This is a genomic window from Proteus vulgaris, from assembly GCF_011045815.1.
In the GTDB taxonomy this organism is placed as follows: Bacteria; Pseudomonadota; Gammaproteobacteria; order Enterobacterales; family Enterobacteriaceae; genus Proteus; species Proteus vulgaris_B.
The window spans coordinates 3,115,557-3,140,446 of record NZ_CP047344.1 but is presented as its reverse complement, the minus strand read 5'-3'; the positions used below and the strand labels follow the sequence as shown (position 1 = coordinate 3,140,446).

The window sequence follows — 24,890 nt, the reverse complement described above, 5'->3', positions numbered from 1 at the left end:
ATATTATTCCAAAATAGTCATTGTCATACTGGGATTGGCTTCAGGTTTTCCTAGAAAGCTTTGCCAACCTAATTGGTTGTGTTGTGCTCTGCCTAGGCAAATTCCATTCGTTTGTTTGTCCGCAATACGTAGGCGTAAATCCCACGCAAGTTGCTCGTGCATGATGTAAGAAACAAAAGTAATGAGTGACAAAAAATCTTTGCCATTGGGAAGAAACGACATATAGCGTTCAATGGATAATTCACTGATTTCAATAGTGCATTTTCCATTGCAATCATAGATATGAGAGCCAATATTAAAATTCTCACCTAAAACCATTTTAGGTCGAGATTTCTGTCCTGAATGACGAGTAACAATGCCCAAACGATTTTGTTGATCTTCTGGAATAGGTACTTTGCGTATTTCCCATCCGATTAATTCAACTTTCTCTAAATCAAAACAGTGAGAAATTAAGCTACAAATAACATCAGGAGAACGACTTGGGCTAGCAAGTAATCCGGCATAAGCAAGCATTTTGCTGTGGTTGATATTCATCATGCCACGATTGGTTTCACTTCCTAACCCCACAAGTGAAAACATATAACGAGAAAATGCATCATGGCCACCATCTTCAAAGCAAATGTAATAGCGATATTTACGCCATATACGATGAAGTAATGTGACTAAGCGATGATTAAATAAATTAAGATAATCCGTTAATTGATTTGCTTGCTGTGCTTCCTCCCATGCGAAATGATCAAGGTAATAACCTGGTAATGGTGATTGGCTACCATGTAATCCTAAAAAGGAAACTTCTAAATCAAACAGACCTTGTTCATCTTGGCGCAAGGAAACAACATCTCGAGTTGGAAATGCCGTATTAGCGCTTGATCTAAACTGAATAAAGCTTTCATTATTGAATGCTGTTTTTTGAGCATGAAATTTATTAAGCAACTCAACTAATTGATAAAAACTGTATTCAGTAACAGATTTGCCCGCTTTTTTATTTAGCCAGCTTTGTATTTTATCAATATCTGTTATTTGAGTATTTGCTGATTTATTTTCGCTGGCCAAAGATAAATTTCCTTATTATCTAAATTAATCACTTCCAACTCATGAAACATATTAACGCTGGTATAAAGAGTAAAAAATTGTGCTAATACAGAACAAAATAGATACATGGCGCCTTCTGAAATAAACGCATTTTGGTGTATTGATAATGTTGTTTTTACGCCTCGGACAGGCAAACCTTTATATAAGTATTCGATAGATTCTGTTTTTAAATCAGTGATTGCATCAAGACACTTTTGGGACTGACGTGCAGATTGTTGATAAAAAGTCGCTTTAAAATCATATAACTGTAAAATTTGTTTAAGTGCCGTCAAACTTAATAAAGATTGATAATTAATGGATAAATTAGTCAATTCAGACCAATACAGCGTATTTCCTAATAAAGGATAAAGCGCTTTTGTTGGTTTAATAATATTACTGGTAGATAAAATGCCAGAAATAGCGGTATGCTCATCAAACCTTATTGAATGGGACGACAATGAAGAGGCTAAAGTACGATTAGTACAGTTCATTGAGACAGAAATACTCTCTTCACAGTCGAGTAAATTTTCTTCATTATTTCGTACAAAAGACAAGGTATGTTGATAACCATAATTAGATTTATGGTGTGCGATTTTTAAGCGATAATAGCCCGTTCTTTCTGGGTTCTCTTGATTATTTTGATGATGAAAGCTTTCAAAAGCAGTGTAACGAGTAATATAGGACTTCTGATTAGGAATATAGCGCCAACCTTGAATGGTATTTATTGAAAAAATATCATAGCAATCTTGTTTTTTATGGCTTTTATTCAGAACATATTCCGTTTCTTTTCCCGTTAAATTAATCGCCTCACTCTCAGATTTAAATAGGTTAACGGCAGGTACGCAATTAATTTTGATGTTTTCTTCAGTGATAAGCATTGCTTCTGGAATATCATATTCAAATTGAATTGATAATGTAAAAGCATCTGATTTTAGGGCTGAAGGGAGATTGTCTAATCCTTTTATAGCTAGAGACAAAAATGCTTCAGGAAAACAAAAATACTCTTGTAATAAGCGATATCCTTCATAGCTATTTTTAGGATAAGGCAAAAGGGAGTCTTCAGCATGAAAGCCAATAGGCTCAACAGAAAAATGTTCTAATGTAATTTGATGTTTAACTGTGGTTATTTTTGCTTTTTTGATTTTGCTATTTAATAAATAAAATAATTGGGTCGTTGTATAAGAGAACCCATTAAGGTAAATACACAGTTTCTCTAAGCCAACTGCTGCTAGCGACTGTAATTGGTTTAGAGAAAAATGAATATCCAGCGTATCTTTATTTTGAGTAATATGCGTTATTTGTATTGGTAGAACCCATAAATTGCGACATTGTGTAAATTGGCATTGATGCCAATTATCATCATCATTTTGAGCCAAGTCATTTTGAACATATAATGGGTGGCTTATAAACGGTTGCCCTTTGGTTATTTTAATAGCGTATTCTTGAGATGGCTCTGTGCGATATTCCATAACCGTCATACTAGGAAATGGGCGAGCGTAAGCAGGCCATAACATATTCACTAAACTGTTTGTTAGTTCAGGAAATTGTCTATCTATTTGTTCTCGCAAATTGCCTGATAAATAAGCAATACCATCTAAAAGGCGTGCTGCATCAGGATCACGCACTTTTTCAGATATTTGATTAATAAGTTGTGGTTTTTCAGTTGCAACATATAGTTCAAGCTTATCGAGATAGCTTAATTCATTATCAAAATAGTGATTTGAATACATATTAAAATTGCGTCAATTGGTATCTACGGTTACTGTCTAATTGCACGTTAAATTCAATAAGTTGCTTTTGATTTTCTAATAAAATAAAAGCAGTAATACTAAATTGCAGTGACAATGGTTCTGCTTCATTTTCTATAAAATGAACAGTGACATTAGTTATTCTTGGTTCATAAGTGGTAATGCAATCTGCAATAATATTGGATAAATGAACCTTGAAATCGACTCCTGTTAATGTCGCATCATTTAAATCAGGAACTCCTAAAGCGGGAGTACTTTGGCAACCCAAAGGTCTACTATTTAAAACCTGATTCAAATTTTGCTTAATTGACATGAGTAACGCTTGGATTTTTGCGCGTTGGGAAGAGCCTACGCTCTTCCCTTGTATGCGCTCAAATAAACTGGAAGTGGGATTATCTTCCAAGTTATACAGAGCTGTCATCGCACTTATTCCTTATCTAAGCGACCAACAAGAGATAATTCAAAGTTTGCACCCATATATTTAAAATGAGGGCGAACTTGAATAGCCACTTGATACCAACCCGGATCACCATCAACATCCAAAACTTGGATTTGTGCTGAGCGAAGAGGGCGTCTACTACGAACGTCTGCTGGTGGATTTTCCTGATCTGCAATATATTGTTTTAGCCAGATATTAAGCTCTCGCTCAAGATCTTGACGCTCTTTCCATGAGCCAATTTGTTCACGTTGTAGTACTTTAATATAGTGTGCTAATCGATTGATAATAAACATGTAAGGAAGCTGAGTTCCTAACTTATAGTTAGTTTCCGCTAATTTTCCTTCACGCGTATTAGGGTAGTTTTTCGGTTTTTGTACCGAGTTTGCAGAGAAAAATGCAGCATTATCACTACCTTTACGCATTGTTAAAGTGATAAAACCTTCTTCGGCTAATTCAAATTCGCGTCTGTCAGTAACTAAAACTTCTGTTGGAATTTTAGTTTGTAATTCACCCATTGCTTCAAAATTATGCACAGGCAAATCACCAACAGTACCGCCACTTTGAGGGCCAATAATATTTGGGCACCAGCGATATTTGGCAAAACTATCATTAATGCAACTTGCTAATAAGAATGCAGTATTACCCCATAAATAATGCTCATGATCTTGCTTCACATCTTCAGAGTAATTAAATAATTTAATGGGATTCTCTGTCGGCGAATAAGGTAAGCGCACTAAAAAACGAGGTGCTGTTAAACCTAAATAACGAGCATCTTCAGACTCGCGTAATGAACGCCATTTCGTATGAGCAGGGCCTTCAAAAACAGATTTAAGATCTTTAATAGCAGGCAGTTCAGCATAGCTATTAATACCTAAGAAATTAGGTGAAACGGATGAAATAAAGGGAGCATGAGCCATCGCACCCACTGCACTAACATATTGCATTAATTTTAAGTCAGGTGTGGTGTTATTAAATGCATAGTTACCAATGACTGTCGCGACAGGTTCACCACCAAATTGGCCATAGCCAGAAGAGTAAACATGTTGATAAAAACCGGATTGAACAATTTCTGGTGAGAATTCAAAATCTTCTAATAGTTCTTCTTTCGTTGCATGTAAAATATTGATTTTAATGTTTTCACGGAAGTCAGTACGATCAACGAGTAATTTTAATGAACGCCATGATGACTCAATTTCTTGAAATTTTGGTGCATGTAAAATTTGGTCAACTTGGGCACTTAATTGAGAGTCCAGCTCAACGAGCATTTTATCAATTAAAAGCTTATTAATAGACTCTTCTTCTGACGGATTAGCAAAAATATTACTAATAAAAGCAGCAACGCCTTGTTTAGCAATATCATAGGCTTCCGTTTCTGGCGACATTCTTGATTGCGCCATAATTTCGTCAAGTAAAGAACCGCCAGATATTGCCACTTGTTCTTGTTGAGCGTCATTAACTAAAGACATAGGGTCATCCTCTGTAAACATTATTTTTGGCTAGCAATATCAAGTTCTTTCAGTAATTGTTCGCGCGTCGCTTCATTTTCCAGAAGTTCTTGCAGACGTTTTCTAAAAGCGGGGATATTGCCAAGAGGGCCTTTTAACGCAACGAGCGCTTCTCTTAGTTCTAATAGTTTTTTTAGCTCAGGAACTTGGCGTGCAATATTATCAGGAGAAAAATCTTGTAGTGATTTAATCTCTAAATTGACGTTAAGATCAGATTCACTTTTTTCATCTAAGGTATTTGGAACCGCAATATTTAGATTAATACCTGCGCTTTCCATAACTGAATTAAAGTTGTTCTGATTAATAGAAACAGTTTTACGATCTTCAATAGGGTTTTCTTCCGCCTTTCCCTTCATATCGCCCACAATAAGCATATTTAAAGGCAATTCGACTTCAGATTGAACACCACCATCATTTGGGATGTATTTGATATTAATACGTTCTTTGGGGGCAACACTACCAAGAGTATTTTTACTCATTTAAACTAAGCTCCTTATTTAGCTTAAGTTCTTAATTAAATACTCAGCGTCTTGATGAATAATTTAAATTAAGAAATACCTATCCTAGGCAATAATATAATTACCTTATATGAGTTTAATTTTCCTGGTAGAAATAAAATAATAACTAAAAATAAAATAATAAGTAATTTTTTCTAATATATACATTTAGTTTTATATAAAACCGTCCTTGAGTCAATAAGAAATATTTAATGTTTTTTACTTTTCATTACATTTAATTAGTATCGTATTTAATTTAAATATAATGATTTAACTTTATAAGTAAGTTTTTTCATCTATTTTACTCATATTATGCAACTTGATAGGAATAAATTAATTTATATTTAATTTAAATTGTAAATATGGAAAATAGAAATTTCACTATGAATTATTTATTCCGAACCTCTATAACTATAAGAAATTTAACGTTAATTTTACTTTAATTTCTGGTTGGTTATTTATTTTATTTTTTTATATTTAATGTTTGTTTTGATGAAAAATAGAACTGTGATATAAGTGAAAATAATGTAACCTGTCGTTATTGTTGTGATTGAAAGTTAAATTTGATATAAGAGAATAATATTAAGTGAAATTATTTGATAAAAACAAGAAAGAATTCTTAAGTCATTTCGAATATGATTGTTAAGATTTTAAATGATATATTACTTATCTCTGATTTATAGATAATATGATATTTAACTTAAATAAAGGTAATTTACTCGCTACCATTATCCTTTATTTTGTTTATGGAATATTTTCCATTCGATATCATTATTGAAGTTTGAGCAATAGTGGTAGGCAATGGCGCTTGAGCAATTCCACGGATCGTAAGAGACATTGATATATATTTTTTGACTTGCTTCTTTATCTTCATATTGTCCGGCAAAAAGAAAATGGCATTCAGTGTATTCTGGGTCGTTATCGGCATAATTATCATGGGATTGCCAAAACGCCATTTGCCCCCAGGTATTTAACCGTCCCGCCCAACTGACAATGCCTTTTTCGCTAAAGATTTCTCGTGGGGTGCCTTGATGGTCAGTGACGACATAATGCAGTTTTCCACGTTGATAACGGGCTGTGGGAGTGATTTCATTGGGTTGATAGAGCCACTGAATTTGTGAATCATAAGCGGGTGTGCCATCGGTATCTTATGAAGAGAAAAGAACTATAGCTAAAATAAGTAAATTTAGATATGAGCTATATTGTTGTAATTAAGACATCCAAACCATTGGGCAATAAAGCCACCAACAGCAAACGCAATTGAGTGAAATAAAAAATTCTATGTGTGAGCTGATGGTTGAGTATGTAAACGGCTAAAGACTAAATTGGGTAAGCGAGGAGATAAGAGGAATAACTCGCTTACTAAAAAGAATCTTCCCATTTGAAAGTGATATTAAGAGGATCAATCTCTAATGATCTTTTAATGCCATTAAAGTCAGTTTCTCCATATATTTTATCATTATCAATTCTGAGTAGCTTTAGTCCATATCCAAAACAAAAAACAGTCAAAGTATTGTTTACATACAATGAAGTAGATATTGTCTTATCCATGGAGTAAACCAAGTCTAGTTTTATACTTTTTTTAATGAAGGTATAAGTCCATTGCAAAAAGTCGACATCGAAGTTTTCGGGTTTCAAACCAAACACTTCTAACATTTGTGTATCAAATTGTTCAATCATAGCTTAGGTATCATTGTTGTTAATCTTAAGGTTCCATCAACTGAAACTTCCCAAGTTGACTCAAAATGAGCAAATTTTCCGCTAGGTCCAGCAAAAAGAGAATCTTTGGTTACAAAAGTTAAAGTTTCACCTTTAACCGTTTTGGTAAATTGATTGGCAATATTAGATGGTGTGTTAGCTGATTGGACTAAATGATCCGATAATATTTTATGCCCTGCGGGGTTATCAGGTACCCCTAATTGTTTCATCACCATAGCCATTTGTTCAGACCGAGCCTTATTGTGGGGATTAGAATTAACTCTACCAAAGAAATAATCAAACTTACCTGACTCAATGATGGGACATCCTTCCAACCCAAACGGATCTACCCACCCAGTCGGACAATGCACATACCCATACGGATTAAAGCCACCTAATAATCCTATTGGGTCTGGTGAAATATATTGCCCTGTGTCCTTATCATAGTAGCGAAAGCGATTGTAATACAAGCCACTTTCTTTATCTTCATATTTCCCCGCAAAATGAAAATGGCATTCGGTATATTCGGGGTCGTTATCGGCATGATCTTCATGAGATTGCCAAAACGCCATTTGTCCCCAGGTATTTAACCGTCCAGCCCAGCTAACAATGCCTTTTTCGCTAAAGATTTCGCGTGGTGTGCCTTGGTGGTCAGTGACGACATAATGCAGTTTTCCACGTTGATAACGGGCTGTGGGAGTGATTTCATTGGGTTGATAGAGCCACTGAATTTGAGCGTCATAAGCCAGTGTACCATCAGCATAAATCGGGGTTTCTTGCACCATCTGGTCGCCCGACCACAGGTAATCGATACGCTGAATGCGTTTATCTTTAAAGGAATAGTTTAAAGATGAAATAGAGGAGTATTGAAAACCTAATATAGAATGAAATAATATTCTTTAACAAGAATGACTAAATTAGATTAAATTTCAAATGGGGGTAAGTTAGAATTGTATAAAAAAGAGCTAATTCATTAAAATAAAATCATGCCAATCTGCTAGCACTGGCATGAGCTATTTTTTTGATATTAATGTGGTATTTTCATTCAAGAATTAAATTACAATGTTCTTCAATAGTCATGACCATATCATGGTAAATTGTTTTATATAAATCTTCTGGAGTTGTATTTGCGATAGCTTTAAAAGAGAGTTCACTATCCTTCCATATTACATTAATGGTTTTACCTTTTCGTCCAATCTCGATTAAACAATCATTGAAAGCATCAAGATTATTTCCCATATAGCCAAATTTACCAAAGAAAGCATATCCAAATTCGCAATAAAATGCGTAATAGTCATGAATGTATTTTCCTTCAATAACTATAGTCTCTTTATTACATTCCTTTTTAACCCCATTAATTAAATAACTTGCCGATATATATATTTTTTTTGATTCTTTTATCATGTCTAGCCAGATTCTTTCTTTATTATTGTTATTTTGAGATCTTAATAATGATATAGCACCTACCTTATACATATCTAACAGAATATTAGCATAAATATACCATGTGTTATTAAATTTTATAACATCTGAAACGATAAAGAAAAAATCAAATTCTTTATTAAATTCTTTTATTTTTCCTTTTAAAGCATACATTTTACCTTTGGATAAAATAGTATCAACTTTATCAGTTGATACCCCAGTCAGTGCGAATAGATATTTAGATTCGGAATTTGAAAAATCATGGCACTCAATGTAATCATCACAAGAAAGTAATAGCTTTTCTTTTTCATCAAAAATAAAATACATAATTTTACCTTATCATATTTATAACGGTATTTTTTAAGTAGCTGTATTAATTGCTTTGAATGTCTATTCTTTTATAATTACAGCAAATATTCTATGGTAGTGGTCAGGAGTAAATCTAATTTGGATTTTCCCATTTCCTAAATCTTTTGTTAAGATTCTGAAATCATTATTTCCTTCATATACTGCCCATTCTTTTGAACCGGCCCATTTTTTCTGGGCAATCTTTCCTGCACCAGTAAAAATTGTCTGTTGTTCTGTTTTAGGATCAATACGAGGGATCCCTTTTCCATTTAAAACGTCATTCACCCCGTGTGGAAGTGCTTTTTCTTGATGAGGTTTCAGTCCCCCTACAGGTGGTTTTTTAAGAGTAGCAACTAGCTTATCACAATCTTCACCCGCCAACCCAAACGGATCTACCCATCCCGTTGGACAATGCACATACCCATACGGATTAAAGCCACCTAATAATCCTATTGGGTCTGGTGAAATATATTGCCCTGTGTCCTTATCATAGTAGCGAAAGCGATTGTAATACAAGCCACTTTCTTTATCTTCATATTGCCCCGCAAAACGAAAATGACATTCGGTATATTCAGAGTTGTTATCAGTATAAATTGACGTTTCTTACATCATTTGGTTGTCAGACCAAAGGCAATGGATAGAGCTACAAGATATATTTTAATGAAAATACTTATAAATTTATTTATTCTTGATAATTCTATTTATATTTTAGTCAGAATTTAATATGTGTAAATGTAAATTATTTAGACTAATAAATATTAGTTAAAATAACTCCAAGTCGTGTTATTTGGAGCTATTATGAAATATTGTTTTTATAGGTTTATTATTCGAGTGTTAAATTACAATACTCTTGTAGAATTGAAACTAAGTCATATGCGGATCTATCTATATATCCATCAGGCATAGTATTATCAATATTTTTTAATGATAATTCGCTATCTCTCCATATTACATTTACTTTTTTTTGTTGAGAAAGATAATCCTCAAGTGCATAGAGGTTATCACCTATGTAACCAAATTGACCAATAAAAGAGTACCCTAGTTCACAGTAAAAAGAATAATAATCATTTATATATTTACCTTCTATAATTATATTATCTTTTTTTACAGGATGATTATCTCCACTTATGAGGTAACTAGCAGAAAGATATATTTTTTTCTTATCACCTTTCATATCTAACCAAACTCTTCCAATATCATTTTCTCTAGACTTTAAAAAAGACATTGTTCCTATTTTATATATGCCAGAACTTAAATTGTCTATGTATAAGTACAATATTTTATTGTATGAAATTACTTTTTTTATTGAAAATGAAATATCTAGTCTTTCATTAAATAATTTACTTTTTAAAGTAAATGTCGTTTTATCATATAAGTGATTTTTATTTTTAATTGATACCTCAGTGAATAAGAATAAATATGTATAACCAATATCTGAGAAATCATGGCATTCGATAAAATCATTACTAGTAAAAATAGTATTTCCTATATCATCATACAAATAGTATAAATTATTCATTATTTTATTACCACATCAAAAATTCTCGCCCAGTGAGGATAACCAAACCCAACCATAATTTTACCATCACCTAAATCTTTTGTTACTAACCTTAATCTATTATTACCAGGGATCACTTCCCATTCGAGACCTCCTTTCCATTTATCTACTTTTTGCCCATTTTCTAGCATTCCGCCGAAAATTTTTTGTTTCCCTGTTTTAGGATCAACGCGAGGGATCCCTTTACCATTAAAAATATCATTGATAGCATTATTTAAAGCTTGAAGTTCATTAGGTTTAGGGGGATCTTTCTTTGGTGTATTTTTAAGAGTAGCAACTAGCTTATCACAATTCTCACCCGCTAACCCAAACGGATCTACCCATCCCGTTGGACAATGCACATACCCATACGGATTAAAGCCACCTAATAATCCTATTGGGTCTGGTGAAATATATTGCCCTGTGTCCTTATCATAGTAGCGAAAGCGATTGTAATACAAGCCACTTTCTTTATCTTCATATTGCCCCGCAAAACGAAAATGGCATTCGGTATATTCGGGGTCGTTATCGGCATGATCCTCATGAGACTGCCAAAACGCCATTTGTCCCCAGGTATTTAACCGTCCCGCCCAGCTGACAATCCCTTTTTCACTAAAGATTTCGCGTGGGGTGCCTTGATGGTCAGTGACCACATAATGCAATTTTCCGCATTGATAACGAGCTGTTGGGGTAATTTCATTGGGTTGATAGAGCCACTGAATTTGAGCGTCATAAGCGGGTGTACCATCGGCATAAATTGGCGTCTCTTGCACCATCTGGTTGCCCGACCACAGGTAATCGACACGTTGAATGCGTTTATCTTTAAAGGGCGAGTTTAACGATGGCGCAGGGCGATTATCGACCACTTTGTGCTTACTGAGTCGTCGCCCAAAAGCATCATAGATATAACGCCAACATTCACCCTCAGGATTAAAACAGGCGATAAGTTGGTTCAGCGTATTCCATTGGTAATACCACGTTTTTGCCCGAAAACCATGTTGATGAACGACTTTTTGGGTTAATCGACCATTAATGTCGTAGTGATAATCTTGATAACCTTTGGCGGTGATACGGCGTGTGACTCGCCCTTTTTGTTGCTGTTGTGCCAGTTGTAAAAAGGCACCGTGTGCATCCGATGGAATATACTGGTGTTCCGTGATGTTCAGGTTGTTATCGTACTGAAACTTCTCACTTTGGCGTTCAAACTGGTTGCTGTATTGCGTTTCAACAATTTGGTCGTTGGTGTTATAGCGATATTGTGTACGGTTCCAGCGAGCATCATCGATATTGACCAGATTAAAGGCTTTATCGTATTGATAACCTCGGTGAACATCGGTTGATATTGGCGGTTGAAGCGGATTATCGTGTAATGATTGTAAAAAGGACTCCGTTCCCTGTCCTGCACGTTGATGGGCTAATAACCCGGTGGCGGTGTAATGGCTCGAATTGGCAAAACCGGCTTGGCTTTGGCGTAAAAACTCTTGTCCCAGCGCGTTATAACTAAACTGTAATGGCGCATGTTGATTGACTTGCAGTGACGTCAGTTCATGAAGTTGACCAAAGGCATAATTAAGTTCACGCTCACCAAAGCGGGTTTGGGTGAGGATATCGTGCTTTTCATCCCATTGATGCTGTATCTCTTGTCCGTTTATCCGTTCACAACATAAATGCCCTTGGTCGTTGTATTCAAATTCCACCACCGAATCAGGATTAGTTGCTTGAATAAGCTGCAAGCGTTCATTGTATTGATAAGTGGTGGTAGAAAGGCACTTATGCTCAATATCATTGGCAAGCCAAATACTTTGTGCGGTGATTAAGCCGTTATCATCATAATGATAACGTAGCTCATGATTATCAGGATAACGAGTTGCAATACGCCGCCCTAGGCGGTCGTAACGGTATTGAATTTCACGTCCTGCAAAATCCACTTCACGAATGATTTGACCCGCTTTATCACGCTCATAGGAATAAACATCGCCAGTGGCGTTGATGACTTTTTTCAGTCGCGTGAGTGAGTCATATTCAAAGCAAATTTCCATGCCATCAGGGCGTATTGTGGCGAGTAATAAATCAAAGGGACCATAGCGATAGCGCGTGGTTTTACCTTCGCCATCGGTGACAGCAACAACACGACGTTCGCTGTCATATTCAATATGTTGATGAATATCATCAGGCAGTAAAATATCGCTGAGACTGCCGTTAATACCATCATGCTCTTTGCTGTATTGATAGCGAGTGGTGTGGTTTAGCGCATTGGTGACTTGCAGTAAGCGACCTAACTCATCACTTTGGTATTCCGAGCTATGTTGATAAGGGTTGGTGCTTTTTATTAATTGATTTGCTTGGTTATATTCATACTGCCACTGTGCGCCATTCGGTTGAATAGCTTTAAGCAGTTCGCCATGTTGGCTGTATTCATAGGCTTGTTGGCGACCTTGCGGATCGGTAACTGTGGTTAAATTACCTTTGTTATCGTAGGTCAGTTGCCATTTATCACCAAAGGGGGAGACATATTCTATCAACTGACCTTGAGTATTATATTGATACTCAATGGATCGCTCATCAGGAAAGGTAATTTGTGCAATATTGCCATCATAATGATAGAGATAAGAAGTCGTTTGCCCTAATGCATTGGTTTCACTTATTTTTTGATTATTATGCCACTGTGTTTTGGTTTCACGCCCTAATGCATCAATTGCATGTGTAACGAGGCCTGCATCATTATAATAATAGTAAGCTTGCTCACCTTCATTGTTGAAATAAGTGGTCATCTTATGAACATCATCATAAATAAAACCACCACACCAGTAACCGGAGGGTGAGCTGTTTTTTATCGCTCTGCCATATTTGTCATATTCAAGGTAATAATCTGTTTGGTCTGTATCATGCCAACGAGACATAAACCCTTCGGCCGTGTATTCATGCCATAAGTGATTTTGTTGATAAGCATTACATTCATTTAAATAACCTTGTTTATCATACTGACAAGTGACTAATGGCTGAGAGATAACGTTATTGGCTAAGGTAATATGACTTAATTGATGAGAATGGTAATCCAAGTAAAGCGCAGTAATACCATTACGCGACACAGAAATTAATTGATGTTGCTCGTTGTAAATAAAATCAATGCGTTGATGATTATTATCTGTAATAGCAGATAGGCGTCGATGAGATCCCTCGATATGGTTGAAATGATGCGTCAACTGGGTGCGATTATCGAATAAACTAATATTAGCTTCTGTATCACCAGAGAGTAGAACATGGGGATAATAAGTATTACGGATATTGAGGTGATTATCCGTATAAGAATAGGTGATTTGTGCCCCTTCCTCATTGTGATAAATAATATTCTCTGATTGAATTTCTAAGAATACCGACCAGTTATCTGTCCATTTGGGGCCAAATAGGCCAGATGCGGTGCCTGTTGAACGATAGGTTCGTTGTAATGAAAGGGGCAAAAGCCCTGAAAGGGATAACACATCCCAAACTTGAATAAAATCGCCTGTGGCAACGTTCACAGGATCGGATTCACAGACTGCTTTATTGTTGCAGGATTTATTGGGTTTTATATTGGCACTGTTTTCGCCTTGCGGTTTTGTTATTACCGTGACTTCTTTCGGCGGCGGTGGATCTTTTCTAATGAGTCGAGGTAATGCTTTAATGCCATTTTGCAATAAGGTCGCCGCCGCTTTGGTGAGAAAAACGTATTCACCCACTTCTTCTATTAAGGCACCTGATCCTTGTGCTTGGTTGTCGTACTTAAGGCGTTCAAATTGGGGTAAGTTTTCCTCTTTACGCATTTCATGAGCAAGTGATGTCATTGTTTCAGCGTATTGCTGTTTCCCTTCTTCTGACATAAACCCTGTTGCAGGGCCATAGGCTTGAGATCCTATTTGATAGGACGCACTGACGGCATTGGCTTTGGCAACGGTTTCAACCAAACCAATTAAACCATTTAAAAACCCTTTTCCTGCACCTATGGTGGTATCTGGTAAGTTTTTTCCTCCGATTAATTCTGCTTCACGGTCTGTATCGTCTATCAAGTGCTTCAGTTCTCGATAGGTCATCTGGTCTGGACGTTTTTTTTCTGGTGGTGCTTCAGCAGAAATTTCCGTGGCTTCATTGGCTTTTTGCAGGGCTTTTTTTTCAGAATAGAGGCGACCTGGTACATTATTGTTGTTCATCATGACATCAGAGCCATGAAAAGCCGCCGATTGTCCACAAAAGCGCACTGTTGGCGAGCCACTAGTAATAACGCAGTTCCCACGCCCTAAACTGGTGCCCGAAATAATGCCAGACCCCGTATTTCCCTGTGTTCCTTTAATCACACTGCCTACTGTTAATGTCGGTACGCCATTCACGCGTACCGTGGAAACATAGGTTTCTTCTGCACTGAGTTGTTGAAAACTATCAAAGGGAACAACAGCATTGCCCACTTGGCAAACATCAGGGCCTGTGGCGATAACGCAGTAATCGGCATTTTTATTCCCGACGATTTTTTTTGTCATGAGTAATATCCTTATTACAACTTATAAGCCTGAAGTTGCAGTGTGCTTTCCATCGTCGAGATCAATTGGCGATAACGCCATGTGAGGTATAACTTTTGTTCATCAAGTGACACACATATTGTGTCTAGCGCTAATAACTCATAGGGCGCTTTTGAATGAGATAAATGAGGAATGGCGACAAAACCAATATTAGGCAAAACAAGATCTACACGAGGCGTTTGTGCAAAGAAACCACGTAATGAGAGTGTTTCATTACCCACAAAAAAACCTTGTTGATGCTGATCTGCTGGCGTACTCATAAAGAAATCAGACTTAAAATCATCAGGATAATAAGGTTTTATTTGATTGAGCCATTTGTCTTTATAGGTACCCGCAAATTGGGAGCGTTGTTGCCACCAACGACTATATTGCCCATAGCCTGCAACCTCCCACGGTTTATTAAGGTGGAATGCCTGTTCTGAAAAGGGAGAGTGAATTTGAGGAGCCGGGTATTGAAGCGCTTTATCAAGAGAGCGACTCTCATACCAACCTAAACCAACAGGGTTTTTCTCATAAGCTTCTTGAAGGCTATTCTTGCCACCATAAGTATTCTCATAAATAAGTGGTAAGGCAGAAATAGGTTGTGGAGAGCTTAATTGCCAATCATGGTGATGTTCCCAATAACGAGGGCCACTGAGGGTCAATTTTTTGTGTAGTTGGCCTATCGAAAGTTCGGTTTCCCACTGAGCCAAAGGTGTTTCATCTAATGTTCGAGCAGTACCCACAAGATAAATTTCAGCATTGGGTTTATAAGACACAAGATCTGTTTCGTGCAATAAGCTGCTATTTTCTGATGTTGTTCGGTAAATATCCGCCATAATGAGCGGTTTTTGCTCATCAGCAATGTCACATAGACCCGTGAGAGGATCAAAATCACAAGTAACTTTTACTGTAATAGTTTGCCAATGCTCATCTTTATACCCTAATTTTTCAAAGGAAAAATGAGGAAAAGGAGTCTGGTTAATAACGTGTGCTAGCATCCCAAACTCCTAGTTGATATCGACATCTTTGCCCGAGATCTGCACTGGACCTGAGGCTTCAAAACTAAATTCTGTACCATTAATAGTGATATGGCCGGCGCTATCCATTCTTAACACGCTGGCACCGCAACGCAGTTCAAGGGCATCCCCTGCATCAATCGCTAACGTATTACCCACACTGATTTTTTTATGTTGACCGACGGTTTCGGTGTTATTTTCATTGATGGTTTCAGTGCGATTACCTTTCACCACTATTTCTTGATTTTTATCGATGATCTCTGCATGGTTATTGAGTACATGCGTGGTGCGATTGTTGAGTACCACCGTATTCATATCCTTCTGCGCATGAATAAAAATCTCCTGCTTGCCACCGGCATCTTCAAAACGCAGTTCATTAAAGCCGTCACCCTTATGGGTTTTGGTTTTGATTGTGGTGCGAGTCATATTTTCAGGGAATTTTAGCGGTGGTGCGTTACGCCCGTTATAGGTGCAACCGGTGATAATCGGTCTATCAATATCGCCATTAAGATAAGAGACAATCACCTCTTGCCCGATACGCGGTACGGCAGAAAAACCATAACCATTGCCATTCCAACCCATCGCCACGCGCACCCAACACGAGGCACTGTGATCGGGCTTACCATAGCGATCCCAATGAAAATAGACTTTTACGGCACCCACTTCGTTGACGTAAATTTCTTCACCGGGAGGGCCAACCACAGTGGCAACTTCATCGCCATCAGCAGTGGGTTTGTAATGATGTGGGGGACGCCACTCTTGTGTGCCGGGAATAAATTCGACGCTATTAGACAGTTGAGTCCCTTCGCCTCCGCTGTTATCTGCCAAGGGTTGCACGCCATGATGCGAAACTTGAATAACTTGCCAGTTATCATTCATCATTAAACTAGGGTGGTTGCTTAACGAGAAAATTTTACCCGGCATTAAGGCGAAGCAGTTGGTGCTGGCGCGTCCCACTCGACTGCCGTTGCGCAGTTGTTCAAAACGAATGGCAGTGAGTGGGGCTGCTTGAGCATCTTCTTGAAAGCGTCCATAGCTTTCGAACACGCTATGCTGACCGCCTTTCTCTAATTTGGCTTGATGGGCTAATGGGTAAGAAGGGCGGATAAAGTTATTGTCTTTTTGAATGGTTTCATCGACACAGAGATATTCGCCGTATTGCCATGTGGTTGCCGTGCTATCGGTAATATCGCTTTCCGCTTGTGGGTTATAAGTTAGGTGAATGCCCGCCGTCATCCCCATATGTTCATCGCTATAAAACAGTTGGTTCTCTTCAAACCAAAAGTTAATGCCTTCTTCAAAGGCTAAACGACACCAAAACGCATAGGCAGATTCCCGTTTTTGCGTGGTATAAGGACGTTTTTGGTGTAAATCATCACGATAGAATTTGCTGTCTGCTTTGATATGTGCTTCTTCTAACAGCATTTTTAAAATCTCAGGTACTTTTTTATGCTGAAAAATACGGCTGTCTTGATTAAGGGTCATCACCCACATTTCAGGGCGAATATCAAAGTGATACCACGTTTTTACACCGTCAGTATTACCTTGCACAGCACCCGCTAATATTCCGCGCACGGTGCGGACTTCTTTACCGTTACGTTTAACGGTTAACGAGGACGCGACACCTAACAGCGACTGAAAATCGATAAAAGGCAAGGTAGTGACCGCGCTAATGGATAGCGAAAATAAACGTGATAACCCTTCGTTTAAATTAAATTCAGTGACTTGAAAAGTGCTTTCCGGTAAGCCAGCAATTTGGCAGGTGAAGACCAAACCCGAAGGCGATACGGTGCCTAATAGCGAATCTAACAGTTGTGCATACGCTTTATTTTTCGCTAATCCTTCAGAGAAGGTGAGCCCTGGTACATCGTCGCTTTTTACTCCTCCCGTAAAACCACCGCCAGGAATAAGCGCTGAGGTTTGAGAGGCCATTGATGTGGCTTGCAAAAGCCCTTGTTGTGCGGTTTTTGCTGTGGCGAGGGCTTGCTGAGTGGAGGCCGAAAGGGCTGAGGTTGCTTTAGAAATCGCTAATTCTTGCGCTTTATTGAGCGCTTTCTTCTTTAATCCACCAAGTTGAGAGGTTGAATTATTTTTTTTATCTTTTGCAAACATCATTCGCTCCAATATCCACTGAGCAAGCTACCGCTTGTTTTGTCCATTAAGAAAACGCAAAGAAACACCCACACACCAACGTGTGCAGGTGAAAAAAAGGATTAACCTTCGAGAGGAGCGCGCCAGTCGTCAGAGCCAGACGTGCCTGCAACCGTGTGTTCCCAATCAATTTTGCGATAAGAAAGAGACACTTCGATCAGTTGTGTAAAGTCAGATTTTGCCGGATCTTGGCAGTGAGGCATTTGGCAATCGATGTTGACGATAGTCGCATCGGTTAATGTGGTGGTGAAGAAATGCTCTTGTTTCCCTTCAACCGAAGTGCGATACCATTTTAACGTGGTTTTTGGCAGCATTTCGCCCGACGCTAAGGCGTTATACAGCAGAGGAACCGCTTTGTTTAACGCAACGGTAAAACGGAAAGGTTTATGGGCGCGTTGACCAGAAGGCTGACCGGATTGTGGATCAGTCGGCACTGTCACTACGTGAGAGAATGCTTGCACCAGCATTTCATCTTCGTGGCCTTGAACATAAATATTTCCGACGGATTCCGCAGTAAATGCGCCCGCAGTGATGTTACCTTGAGTTTTCCCTTCGATAGAGATATAGCATGGAGTTGGCATGGCAAATCCTTAATTTACAGTGAATAATCGTTTTTCAACAAAATCATTTTGTTGAAGTCCTTTCGATAAAAATCAGCCAGTGCGCACCGCGATTTGATAAGAGTAGCTTAAGTAATTTTAAAAGGAAGTAAAGGAAGGGGCGGGGAGAAAGGGCGCTGTATCCTCGTAGGATAAGTGACTTCGCGTAAAATAATTGTTCACACAATATTTACTACTTTCGTTTCTTACGATAAGTGTATTTACCTATATGATTCACTTTCGCAAATGTCCGAAATCTCGCTAAAGCCAGTCTGTTCTAATGTACATAGATTTTTAATATGTAACAAAATGTGTATTTTGTTTCAAATTGTAACGGTGTTGATTTATAAGGAAAAAAATAAGCTTATTTTATAAAGGTAATCAAAGGAAGACTAATTTTGTTATTGATTTAAAAATGAACACTTAAAATTTGGTTATACAAAGAGATAAATACAATCTTAACTATGCTCATTTCAGCTACCTCTTTATTTTCTTCTGAATCACTATCAAATAACCAGCCTATTGTTATATTTCTCATCATTATCTCCTTTTTATATATTCAACTTATCATCTCATTAACATTAGTTATTTTGTGGATTATTTGTTAATCAATTTATTTAACCCAGCTTATTTATTTGTAATTTGAATGTGTAATAACGTGATGTTTAATAGGCGGCTTATAGAGCTTTAGTAGTGGAAAATTTTATATTTTGATGAAAAAACCAAGAAAATAACTAGTTGAGTATGCTCTGATTTTACTTGAATGACTTAAATAATCGATAAAAAACAAAATGATAATTAATCCCCTTCTTTGTATAAGTAAATTAAATAGTACGGATTTTCAAGAAAAAAACAGATGAAAAAGTTTACAAATACTTTACTAATAGTTTACAAATGAAATAAGATAACGTTATTGTTTTAATGCTAATAATTCATTGAGTAAAAGGAACGAGTAAAATGGCGATATCTAGAAGAAAATTTATCATTGGTGGAACAGTCGTAGCTGTAGCGGCTGGTGCGGGTATTTTAACACCAATGTTAACTCGCGAAGGGCGCTTTGTTCCGGGTACACCAAGACATGGTTTTGTTGAAGGTACGGAAGGGGCTTTACCAAAACAAGCTGATGTTGTTGTTATTGGTGCGGGTATTCTCGGTATTATGACCGCCATTAATCTTGTAGAACGTGGTTTATCTGTTGTGATTGTAGAAAAAGGCAATATCGCCGGTGAGCAATCTTCACGATTCTACGGTCAAGCAATTAGCTATAAAATGCCTGATGAAACATTCTTATTACACCATTTAGGCAAGCATCGCTGGCGTGAAATGAATGCGAAAGTCGGTGTTGACACGACTTATCGTACACAAGGCCGTGTAGAAGTTCCTCTTGATGAAGAAGATTTAGTAAACGTAAGAAAATGGATTGATGAAAGAAGCAAGAATGTAGGTTCAGATATTCCATTTAAAACCAAAATTATTGAAGGCGCTGAATTAAAACAGCGTCTTCGTGGTGCGACAACCGATTGGAAAATTGCAGGATTTGAAGAAGATTCAGGAAGTTTCGATCCTGAAGTGGCAACATTCGTTATGGCAGAATACGCCAAAAAAATGGGTGTCCGAATTTACACCCAATGTGCTGCTCGTGGCTTAGAAACACAAGCAGGTGTGATTTCTGACGTTGTAACAGAGAAAGGTGCAATCAAAACTTCTCAAGTTGTTGTTGCTGGTGGTGTTTGGTCTCGTCTATTTATGCAAAATCTTAATGTTGATGTTCCAACATTACCTGCATATCAGTCTCAACAGTTAATTAGTGGTTCACCAACGGCACCGGGTGGTAACGTCGCTTTACCGGGCGGTATTTTCTTCCGTGAGCAAGCTGATGGTACTTATGCAACTTCTCCTCGTGTTATTGTGGCACCAGTAGTGAAAGAATCTTTCACTTATGGTTATAAATATTTGCCATTATTAGCACTGCCTGATTTCCCAGTGCATATTTCTTTAAATGAACAATTAATCAATTCATTTATGCAATCAACGCATTGGAACTTAGATGAAGTTTCTCCGTTTGAGCAATTTAGAAATATGACAGCACTGCCGGATTTACCTGAGCTAAATGCATCATTAGAAAAATTAAAAGCAGAATTCCCAGCCTTTAAAGAATCGAAATTAATTGATCAATGGAGTGGTGCAATGGCTATCGCACCAGATGAGAACCCAATTATCTCAGAAGTTAAAGAATACCCTGGTTTAGTGATTAATACAGCAACAGGTTGGGGTATGACAGAAAGCCCTGTATCAGCAGAATTAACGGCTGATTTATTACTTGGTAAAAAACCTGTTTTAGATCCAAAACCATTTAGTCTTTACAGATTTTAATTAAATAGAAATAAAAGAAAGCCCTCATTATAGAGGGCTTATATTAGCTGGTTTTTTTTCTAAAATTATCATCATTTTTTACATATTCAAATGAATCTAAAATAATTCCTGTTATTCTTAATATATCTTCTGGCTCATTAATATTTATTCTATTATTAACCAATGACAATCCAGCTCTAGATATTTCATTTTCTAAAATATTAGTAATTTCAATTGGAACTATAATATAAGGATTGTTTTTATCATAAAACCTAACAATCCATCTATTTGTTTTGCCTTGATATAATATACCAAAATATGATTCGGTATCTTTATACTGAATATCATCATTACCAATAATCAGTTTTATTTTTTCAAATAACATTAATTCATTTTTTGTTGTAATAATATTAGGGTTGTTTGGATCGATGATATCTACAATTTCAGTCGTTTTAATATTGGCAATATTATCTTCTTTAACTTCAGTTGGATCATCAAAAGTCATTGCTTTATTGGATAACCCAGATACAACCATCGCACTAACAGAGCGTTCGACTGCTTGCTTTACCAATGGTGTTATGGAGTCTATGAATCTTTGATTTAATTGTCTTTCAACATTAGAGCGGCTAGCAACATATCTTACAAATTCATTATCTACATCTCGTAAACTTGAGCTAATTGTTTTTGTAAAAGCCGATAAATAAACACTTTCTTCAGCTAAGGTTCTTAGTGCTTCAGGTTTAAATTTATCATGTCTAAATCTAAATAATTGACTGGCATCTGAATCACTTACTTCATCCATTCTTATTCTTAAGAAAGGGGTTGGGTCCATTACATTTTTTTGTTTTAAATCAGTAAAAAAGCGCCATTCAAGTCCATTAGTTATCGCTGATATTGTCACTTCTGGTGTAGAGTTAAAATATCGTGACAACTGAGGACAATGGTTATCAAGTTTTTCTGAATATCCTTTTGCTTCAATAAACATGACGGGAACATCTTGGCAGAATAAGGCATAGTCAACTCGCTCATTCGCTTTAACTCCTGGAAAATCAGCACCATATTCTGCTTTAACTTTTTGAGGATCATAAGGATTAAAACCAAGGATATCTAAGAATGGCAATATTAGTGCTTGTTTAGTCGTTTCTTCTGTTGAGCAGTGTTGTCCTACATTCTTAACATGATCCATGTGATTTTTTAGCTTCAATTTAAAACTTTCCATTACCCTCACCCTTAATAATTAATGACTAAATTTCCAAACATAAAACTAAACACATCAACGGCTTTCATTACTATATGTGTGTAAATAATGTGTGTAAATATATTCAAAATATGCCCTATTAACATTTACTTTAAAAATTTTAATCTATAATTGAAAAGATCAATAGCGATGTGCTCACATTTACAGTAAATCAGAAGGGAAGTTTTATTGCGAATTTTAATTTGTTGATATATATAGATATTTTTTTAGTTTTTAATAATGTGTATGGTAGTTTAAAAATAATAAACACAATATATAATTTTGATTTAGACTAAATAATAATAGTGTTTTTTTATTTTCATAATATATTTTTTATAATCTATATAAGACTATAAATATTATTTATCTTTTTAAATAGAATAAAACTAATTTTTTTATTCAGCATTATATTAATATTAGGATAAAACTTGTGTTTTTTAATGATTAATTAGGATATATATTGATTCATTTGCTTTCGAGAACTTTGATCTCAACTTTATTTGGTAAAGGATAAAATAATGAAAAAAACGCTCTTAGCTAGCATGGTGTTGTTGGTTTCTTCCAGTGTGTTTGCGACTGAATCACAAGATACAAGCATGATTAAAGATGGTGTAAAAGGATTAACCTCCAGTATTACGACTATGAGTAAAGACGCTTTATCTGGCTTGAAAGATGGTGTTGATGAAGGCCGTAAATCAGGTAGTAGTATTGATGGTGCTATCATCATTTATGATAAAGAAAACTTAAATAAGTATACGACGATCAGATCACTTTCAGTAGGATCTACAGGTGAAAACAGCTACCTAGTTACGCTTGCGGTTAAAAATAATTCTGACTCTCTCATTCGCTTAACTAACTTAAGTGAGAAAAAAAATATTTATGCGATAGATGCTGACGACTTTGTTGCTTATTTAGATGGTATTCAAGAAGATGTCAATATCCCAAGTAAAACAGCAGTTAAATTACGTTTGGTATTTAAAGATACAGAAGGTGAACTTGTAAAAATACGTTTATATGAAAATGAAGTTGAATTAAATAAAAAATAACATTGTAGGCGATTTTATTTTAGAATCGCCTATTAAATAAAATAAGCTAGTGTAATATTTTAAATCTTTCTAAGTTTCTTTCGTTAGTTAAATTACTAATCTTATATCTCTCGCTTGTATATTATATAAATTAATTATTGTTTAATAATAAAATAGCAGATAGCTTCAATCACAACTATTGTGCCTTTCTTTAGGTTACTCTGTATTAAGTGTTTAATACTATAGTATTAATCTAAATTTGATTTATTTTAAAATAACATATAGAAATGTAAATTATTTTAAAGTTAAAATATCGGAATAACCTTATTAACAGAGTTCGTGAAAGTAAGTAATGTTACGAGTGTTCAATAACAAATGGTTAAGTATTTTCAGTTTATGATTTGATCGTTTTTAAACTGTAATTCGGTGTTTTGTCGATATGATCATCTAATAAAAGAAGGAGAACAATGGGATGATTAACACCAAAGTTGGAAATAGAATAAAAATGATAAGAAGACAATTGAAAATAACAGAGAATGAAATGTCTGAAAGGTTGGGAATAAGCATATTACATTATTCTCAATTAGAAGGTGGGCATTTAAAAATAACGGTAGATCAATTAATTACTATTTCTTTTATACTAGGTGTTACACCTCAAAGCCTTATTTTAGAGGCTAAAAAAACAGATTTTATGATTTTTGAAGATAGAGAATCGATAACTCAACCTAGTGAGATCGTAATATTTAGAAAGAAAAAAGTAGTTTAGAGAAATAGTATTATCATATTTTTATTGATATAAAATTAAGATGAATATATAAAACTGTATTTTTGGTTTTTTTTATTAAATTTATACTTCTTAACATTTTATAAATAATAATATAAATGCCATCTTATAATGAGATGGCATTTATGTATTTAATGGCAGGACGTTGTACTTGTTCTATGATTAATAGCGCCGTTTTTAATCAGTAGCCTCTGCATATCTTTAAGATCATTCTGGCAAGCATAGCTCAATGCACTTTGATCGTAAGAAAATAATGACTTATCCTGTGTTGTTGTGACAAGGTTAACATCAGCACCTTTAGAAAGAAGATATTTAACCGTATCAATGCGATTATTGCTTGCAGCAATCATAATAAAGGTTTCACCATCACTTTCTACTCTTTGATTATTGATCTCAATATCACTTCTCATTAAGGCGTGAATTTTTTTAACGACATTAACATTATTGCCTAATACGGCAGATTTAAAGACATTATAGACATCTCCTTTATCTGTAGCCCAAAGGTTAGCACCTTGAGAAATAAGATAATCCACCATTTCTTCATCACCAATAAATGCAGCCCAGCCTAGTGCTGTTTGGTTTAAGCTTCCTGTATCTTTTGCTTCAATATCTTGACCATTGGCAAGCATCTTTTTTACTTCATTTAAATCACCGTGTTTAACAGCATCAAACCATAGCGCATTTCTACCTGTACTTGGCGAAGTATAAAATACCCGATGTGGTAACCGTGATTTATTAGCTAATTCAACCATATCAGAATAATTTGATTTAAAAGATTGATATTCTGGTGGGTTATTTTCATTAATAATCAATGCTTGTGCACTAAAAGAAACTAATGCTAATGAAATAACAAACATTTTCATATTCATTTAAACACCTTAAAATATAAATAATTAACAAAACTGATTGCAATTAGTTTATTAAAAATTAAT

The 24,890-nt window shown here is 35.9% G+C and carries 20 protein-coding genes and 2 pseudogenes; 3 read left to right on the top strand and 19 right to left on the bottom strand.

Annotated features, from left to right (window positions below; translation table 11 throughout):
• Nucleotides 1-3: 3 nt before the first annotated feature.
• The 17 genes and pseudogenes from tssG to GTH24_RS22330 form a co-directional block, all read right to left on the bottom strand.
• On the bottom strand, nt 4-1,053 hold the full coding sequence (gene tssG, locus GTH24_RS14710; protein ID WP_115350744.1) for a type VI secretion system baseplate subunit TssG: 1,050 nt from the start codon (nt 1,051-1,053) through the stop codon (nt 4-6).
• Nucleotides 1,017-2,801 (bottom strand): type VI secretion system baseplate subunit TssF, encoded by a 1,785-nt coding sequence (gene tssF, locus GTH24_RS14705; RefSeq protein WP_164526581.1) that lies wholly within the window; start codon nt 2,799-2,801, stop codon nt 1,017-1,019. The genes tssG and tssF overlap by 37 nt, the downstream gene beginning before the upstream one ends.
• A 1-nt stretch (nt 2,802) precedes the next feature.
• Nucleotides 2,803-3,240 (bottom strand): type VI secretion system baseplate subunit TssE, encoded by a 438-nt coding sequence (gene tssE, locus GTH24_RS14700; RefSeq protein ID WP_072070805.1) that lies wholly within the window; start codon nt 3,238-3,240, stop codon nt 2,803-2,805.
• A gap of 5 nt (nt 3,241-3,245) precedes the next feature.
• The gene (gene tssC / locus GTH24_RS14695; protein ID WP_072070804.1) at nt 3,246-4,724 is read right to left on the bottom strand and encodes a type VI secretion system contractile sheath large subunit; all 1,479 of its coding nucleotides are present in this window, start codon (nt 4,722-4,724) and stop codon (nt 3,246-3,248) included.
• Between the two features lie 20 nt (nt 4,725-4,744).
• Complete coding sequence (gene tssB / locus GTH24_RS14690) at nt 4,745-5,242, bottom strand: type VI secretion system contractile sheath small subunit (RefSeq protein WP_072070803.1); 498 nt, start codon at nt 5,240-5,242, stop codon at nt 4,745-4,747.
• Between the two features lie 746 nt (nt 5,243-5,988).
• Entirely contained in the window at nt 5,989-6,273 is a 285-nt protein-coding gene (locus GTH24_RS14685; protein ID WP_241254093.1) for a hypothetical protein, read from the bottom strand.
• Entirely contained in the window at nt 6,231-6,386 is a 156-nt protein-coding gene (locus GTH24_RS22220; protein ID WP_241253970.1) for a hypothetical protein, read from the bottom strand. Before GTH24_RS22220 ends, GTH24_RS14685 begins: the two co-directional genes overlap by 43 nt.
• Nucleotides 6,387-6,622: 236 nt before the next feature.
• Nucleotides 6,623-6,940 carry a hypothetical protein gene (locus GTH24_RS14680; RefSeq protein WP_072070801.1) on the bottom strand — a complete coding sequence of 106 codons (318 nt, stop codon included), beginning with the start codon at nt 6,938-6,940 and terminating at the stop codon, nt 6,623-6,625.
• Between the two features lie 344 nt (nt 6,941-7,284).
• Nucleotides 7,285-7,767: pseudogene (locus GTH24_RS14675) on the bottom strand (RHS repeat-associated core domain-containing protein); the annotation flags it as partial.
• 232 nt (nt 7,768-7,999) lie between these two features.
• Nucleotides 8,000-8,707, bottom strand: a complete 708-nt coding sequence (locus GTH24_RS14670) for a barstar family protein (protein ID WP_164526580.1) — start codon at nt 8,705-8,707, stop codon at nt 8,000-8,002.
• Between the two features lie 396 nt (nt 8,708-9,103).
• Nucleotides 9,104-9,289: pseudogene (locus GTH24_RS22490) on the bottom strand (RHS repeat-associated core domain-containing protein); the annotation flags it as partial.
• Nucleotides 9,290-9,551: 262 nt separating this feature from the next.
• Nucleotides 9,552-10,247, bottom strand: coding sequence for a hypothetical protein (locus GTH24_RS14660; RefSeq protein ID WP_115350738.1), 696 nt, complete (start codon nt 10,245-10,247; stop codon nt 9,552-9,554).
• A complete protein-coding gene (locus GTH24_RS14655; RefSeq protein ID WP_164526579.1) occupies nt 10,247-14,773 on the bottom strand; it encodes a DUF6531 domain-containing protein in 4,527 nt (1,508 codons plus the stop codon). The genes GTH24_RS14660 and GTH24_RS14655 overlap by 1 nt, the downstream gene beginning before the upstream one ends.
• A gap of 14 nt (nt 14,774-14,787) precedes the next feature.
• Nucleotides 14,788-15,792 carry a DUF2169 family type VI secretion system accessory protein gene (locus GTH24_RS14650; RefSeq protein WP_072070796.1) on the bottom strand — a complete coding sequence of 335 codons (1,005 nt, stop codon included), beginning with the start codon at nt 15,790-15,792 and terminating at the stop codon, nt 14,788-14,790.
• Nucleotides 15,793-15,801: 9 nt separating this feature from the next.
• A complete protein-coding gene (locus GTH24_RS14645; RefSeq protein WP_164526930.1) occupies nt 15,802-17,922 on the bottom strand; it encodes a type VI secretion system Vgr family protein in 2,121 nt (706 codons plus the stop codon).
• Between the two features lie 101 nt (nt 17,923-18,023).
• Nucleotides 18,024-18,542 carry an Hcp family type VI secretion system effector gene (locus tag GTH24_RS14640; protein ID WP_036939804.1) on the bottom strand — a complete coding sequence of 173 codons (519 nt, stop codon included), beginning with the start codon at nt 18,540-18,542 and terminating at the stop codon, nt 18,024-18,026.
• 427 nt (nt 18,543-18,969) lie between these two features.
• Nucleotides 18,970-19,098, bottom strand: a complete 129-nt coding sequence (locus tag GTH24_RS22330; protein WP_255297206.1) for a hypothetical protein — start codon at nt 19,096-19,098, stop codon at nt 18,970-18,972.
• A 419-nt stretch (nt 19,099-19,517) separates the two neighbouring features.
• Here GTH24_RS22330 and GTH24_RS14635 point away from each other — a divergent pair, with 419 nt between their 5' ends.
• Nucleotides 19,518-20,933, top strand: coding sequence for an NAD(P)/FAD-dependent oxidoreductase (locus GTH24_RS14635; RefSeq protein ID WP_115350733.1), 1,416 nt, complete (start codon nt 19,518-19,520; stop codon nt 20,931-20,933).
• A gap of 43 nt (nt 20,934-20,976) precedes the next feature.
• Here GTH24_RS14635 and GTH24_RS14630 read toward each other — a convergent pair whose 3' ends face one another.
• Entirely contained in the window at nt 20,977-22,131 is a 1,155-nt protein-coding gene (locus GTH24_RS14630) for a type I restriction endonuclease (protein ID WP_072070793.1), read from the bottom strand.
• A 536-nt stretch (nt 22,132-22,667) separates the two neighbouring features.
• Here GTH24_RS14630 and GTH24_RS14625 point away from each other — a divergent pair.
• Both GTH24_RS14625 and GTH24_RS14620 read left to right on the top strand, forming a co-directional pair.
• Nucleotides 22,668-23,195 carry a hypothetical protein gene (locus GTH24_RS14625; protein ID WP_164526578.1) on the top strand — a complete coding sequence of 176 codons (528 nt, stop codon included), beginning with the start codon at nt 22,668-22,670 and terminating at the stop codon, nt 23,193-23,195.
• Nucleotides 23,196-23,646: 451 nt separating this feature from the next.
• Nucleotides 23,647-23,940, top strand: coding sequence for a helix-turn-helix domain-containing protein (locus GTH24_RS14620; RefSeq protein WP_072070791.1), 294 nt, complete (start codon nt 23,647-23,649; stop codon nt 23,938-23,940).
• A 149-nt stretch (nt 23,941-24,089) separates the two neighbouring features.
• Here the strand turns inward: GTH24_RS14620 and GTH24_RS14615 are convergent, their stop codons facing one another.
• On the bottom strand, nt 24,090-24,827 hold the full coding sequence (locus tag GTH24_RS14615; RefSeq protein ID WP_176694736.1) for an ankyrin repeat domain-containing protein: 738 nt from the start codon (nt 24,825-24,827) through the stop codon (nt 24,090-24,092).
• Nucleotides 24,828-24,890 lie beyond the last annotated feature (63 nt).

Bases quoted from the DNA above. Each gene is read 5' to 3' on its own strand.
- GTH24_RS14615 (WP_176694736.1), bottom strand. From the start codon at position 24,827: ATGAATATGAAAATGTTTGTTATTTCATTAGCATTAGTTTCTTTTAGT.
- GTH24_RS14620 (WP_072070791.1), top strand. From the start codon at position 23,647: ATGATTAACACCAAAGTTGGAAATAGAATAAAAATGATAAGAAGACAA.
- GTH24_RS14680 (WP_072070801.1), bottom strand. From the start codon at position 6,940: ATGATTGAACAATTTGATACACAAATGTTAGAAGTGTTTGGTTTGAAA.
- GTH24_RS14625 (WP_164526578.1), top strand. From the start codon at position 22,668: ATGAAAAAAACGCTCTTAGCTAGCATGGTGTTGTTGGTTTCTTCCAGT.
- GTH24_RS14635 (WP_115350733.1), top strand. From the start codon at position 19,518: ATGGCGATATCTAGAAGAAAATTTATCATTGGTGGAACAGTCGTAGCT.
- tssC (WP_072070804.1), bottom strand. From the start codon at position 4,724: ATGTCTTTAGTTAATGACGCTCAACAAGAACAAGTGGCAATATCTGGC.
- GTH24_RS14640 (WP_036939804.1), bottom strand. From the start codon at position 18,542: ATGCCAACTCCATGCTATATCTCTATCGAAGGGAAAACTCAAGGTAAC.
- GTH24_RS22220 (WP_241253970.1), bottom strand. From the start codon at position 6,386: ATGATTCACAAATTCAGTGGCTCTATCAACCCAATGAAATCACTCCCA.
- GTH24_RS22330 (WP_255297206.1), bottom strand. From the start codon at position 19,098: ATGAGAAATATAACAATAGGCTGGTTATTTGATAGTGATTCAGAAGAA.
- tssB (WP_072070803.1), bottom strand. From the start codon at position 5,242: ATGAGTAAAAATACTCTTGGTAGTGTTGCCCCCAAAGAACGTATTAAT.
- GTH24_RS14660 (WP_115350738.1), bottom strand. From the start codon at position 10,247: ATGAATAATTTATACTATTTGTATGATGATATAGGAAATACTATTTTT.
- tssE (WP_072070805.1), bottom strand. From the start codon at position 3,240: ATGACAGCTCTGTATAACTTGGAAGATAATCCCACTTCCAGTTTATTT.
- GTH24_RS14650 (WP_072070796.1), bottom strand. From the start codon at position 15,792: ATGCTAGCACACGTTATTAACCAGACTCCTTTTCCTCATTTTTCCTTT.
- GTH24_RS14670 (WP_164526580.1), bottom strand. From the start codon at position 8,707: ATGTATTTTATTTTTGATGAAAAAGAAAAGCTATTACTTTCTTGTGAT.
- GTH24_RS14645 (WP_164526930.1), bottom strand. From the start codon at position 17,922: ATGTTTGCAAAAGATAAAAAAAATAATTCAACCTCTCAACTTGGTGGA.
- GTH24_RS14630 (WP_072070793.1), bottom strand. From the start codon at position 22,131: ATGGAAAGTTTTAAATTGAAGCTAAAAAATCACATGGATCATGTTAAG.
- tssF (WP_164526581.1), bottom strand. From the start codon at position 2,801: ATGTATTCAAATCACTATTTTGATAATGAATTAAGCTATCTCGATAAG.
- GTH24_RS14655 (WP_164526579.1), bottom strand. From the start codon at position 14,773: ATGACAAAAAAAATCGTCGGGAATAAAAATGCCGATTACTGCGTTATC.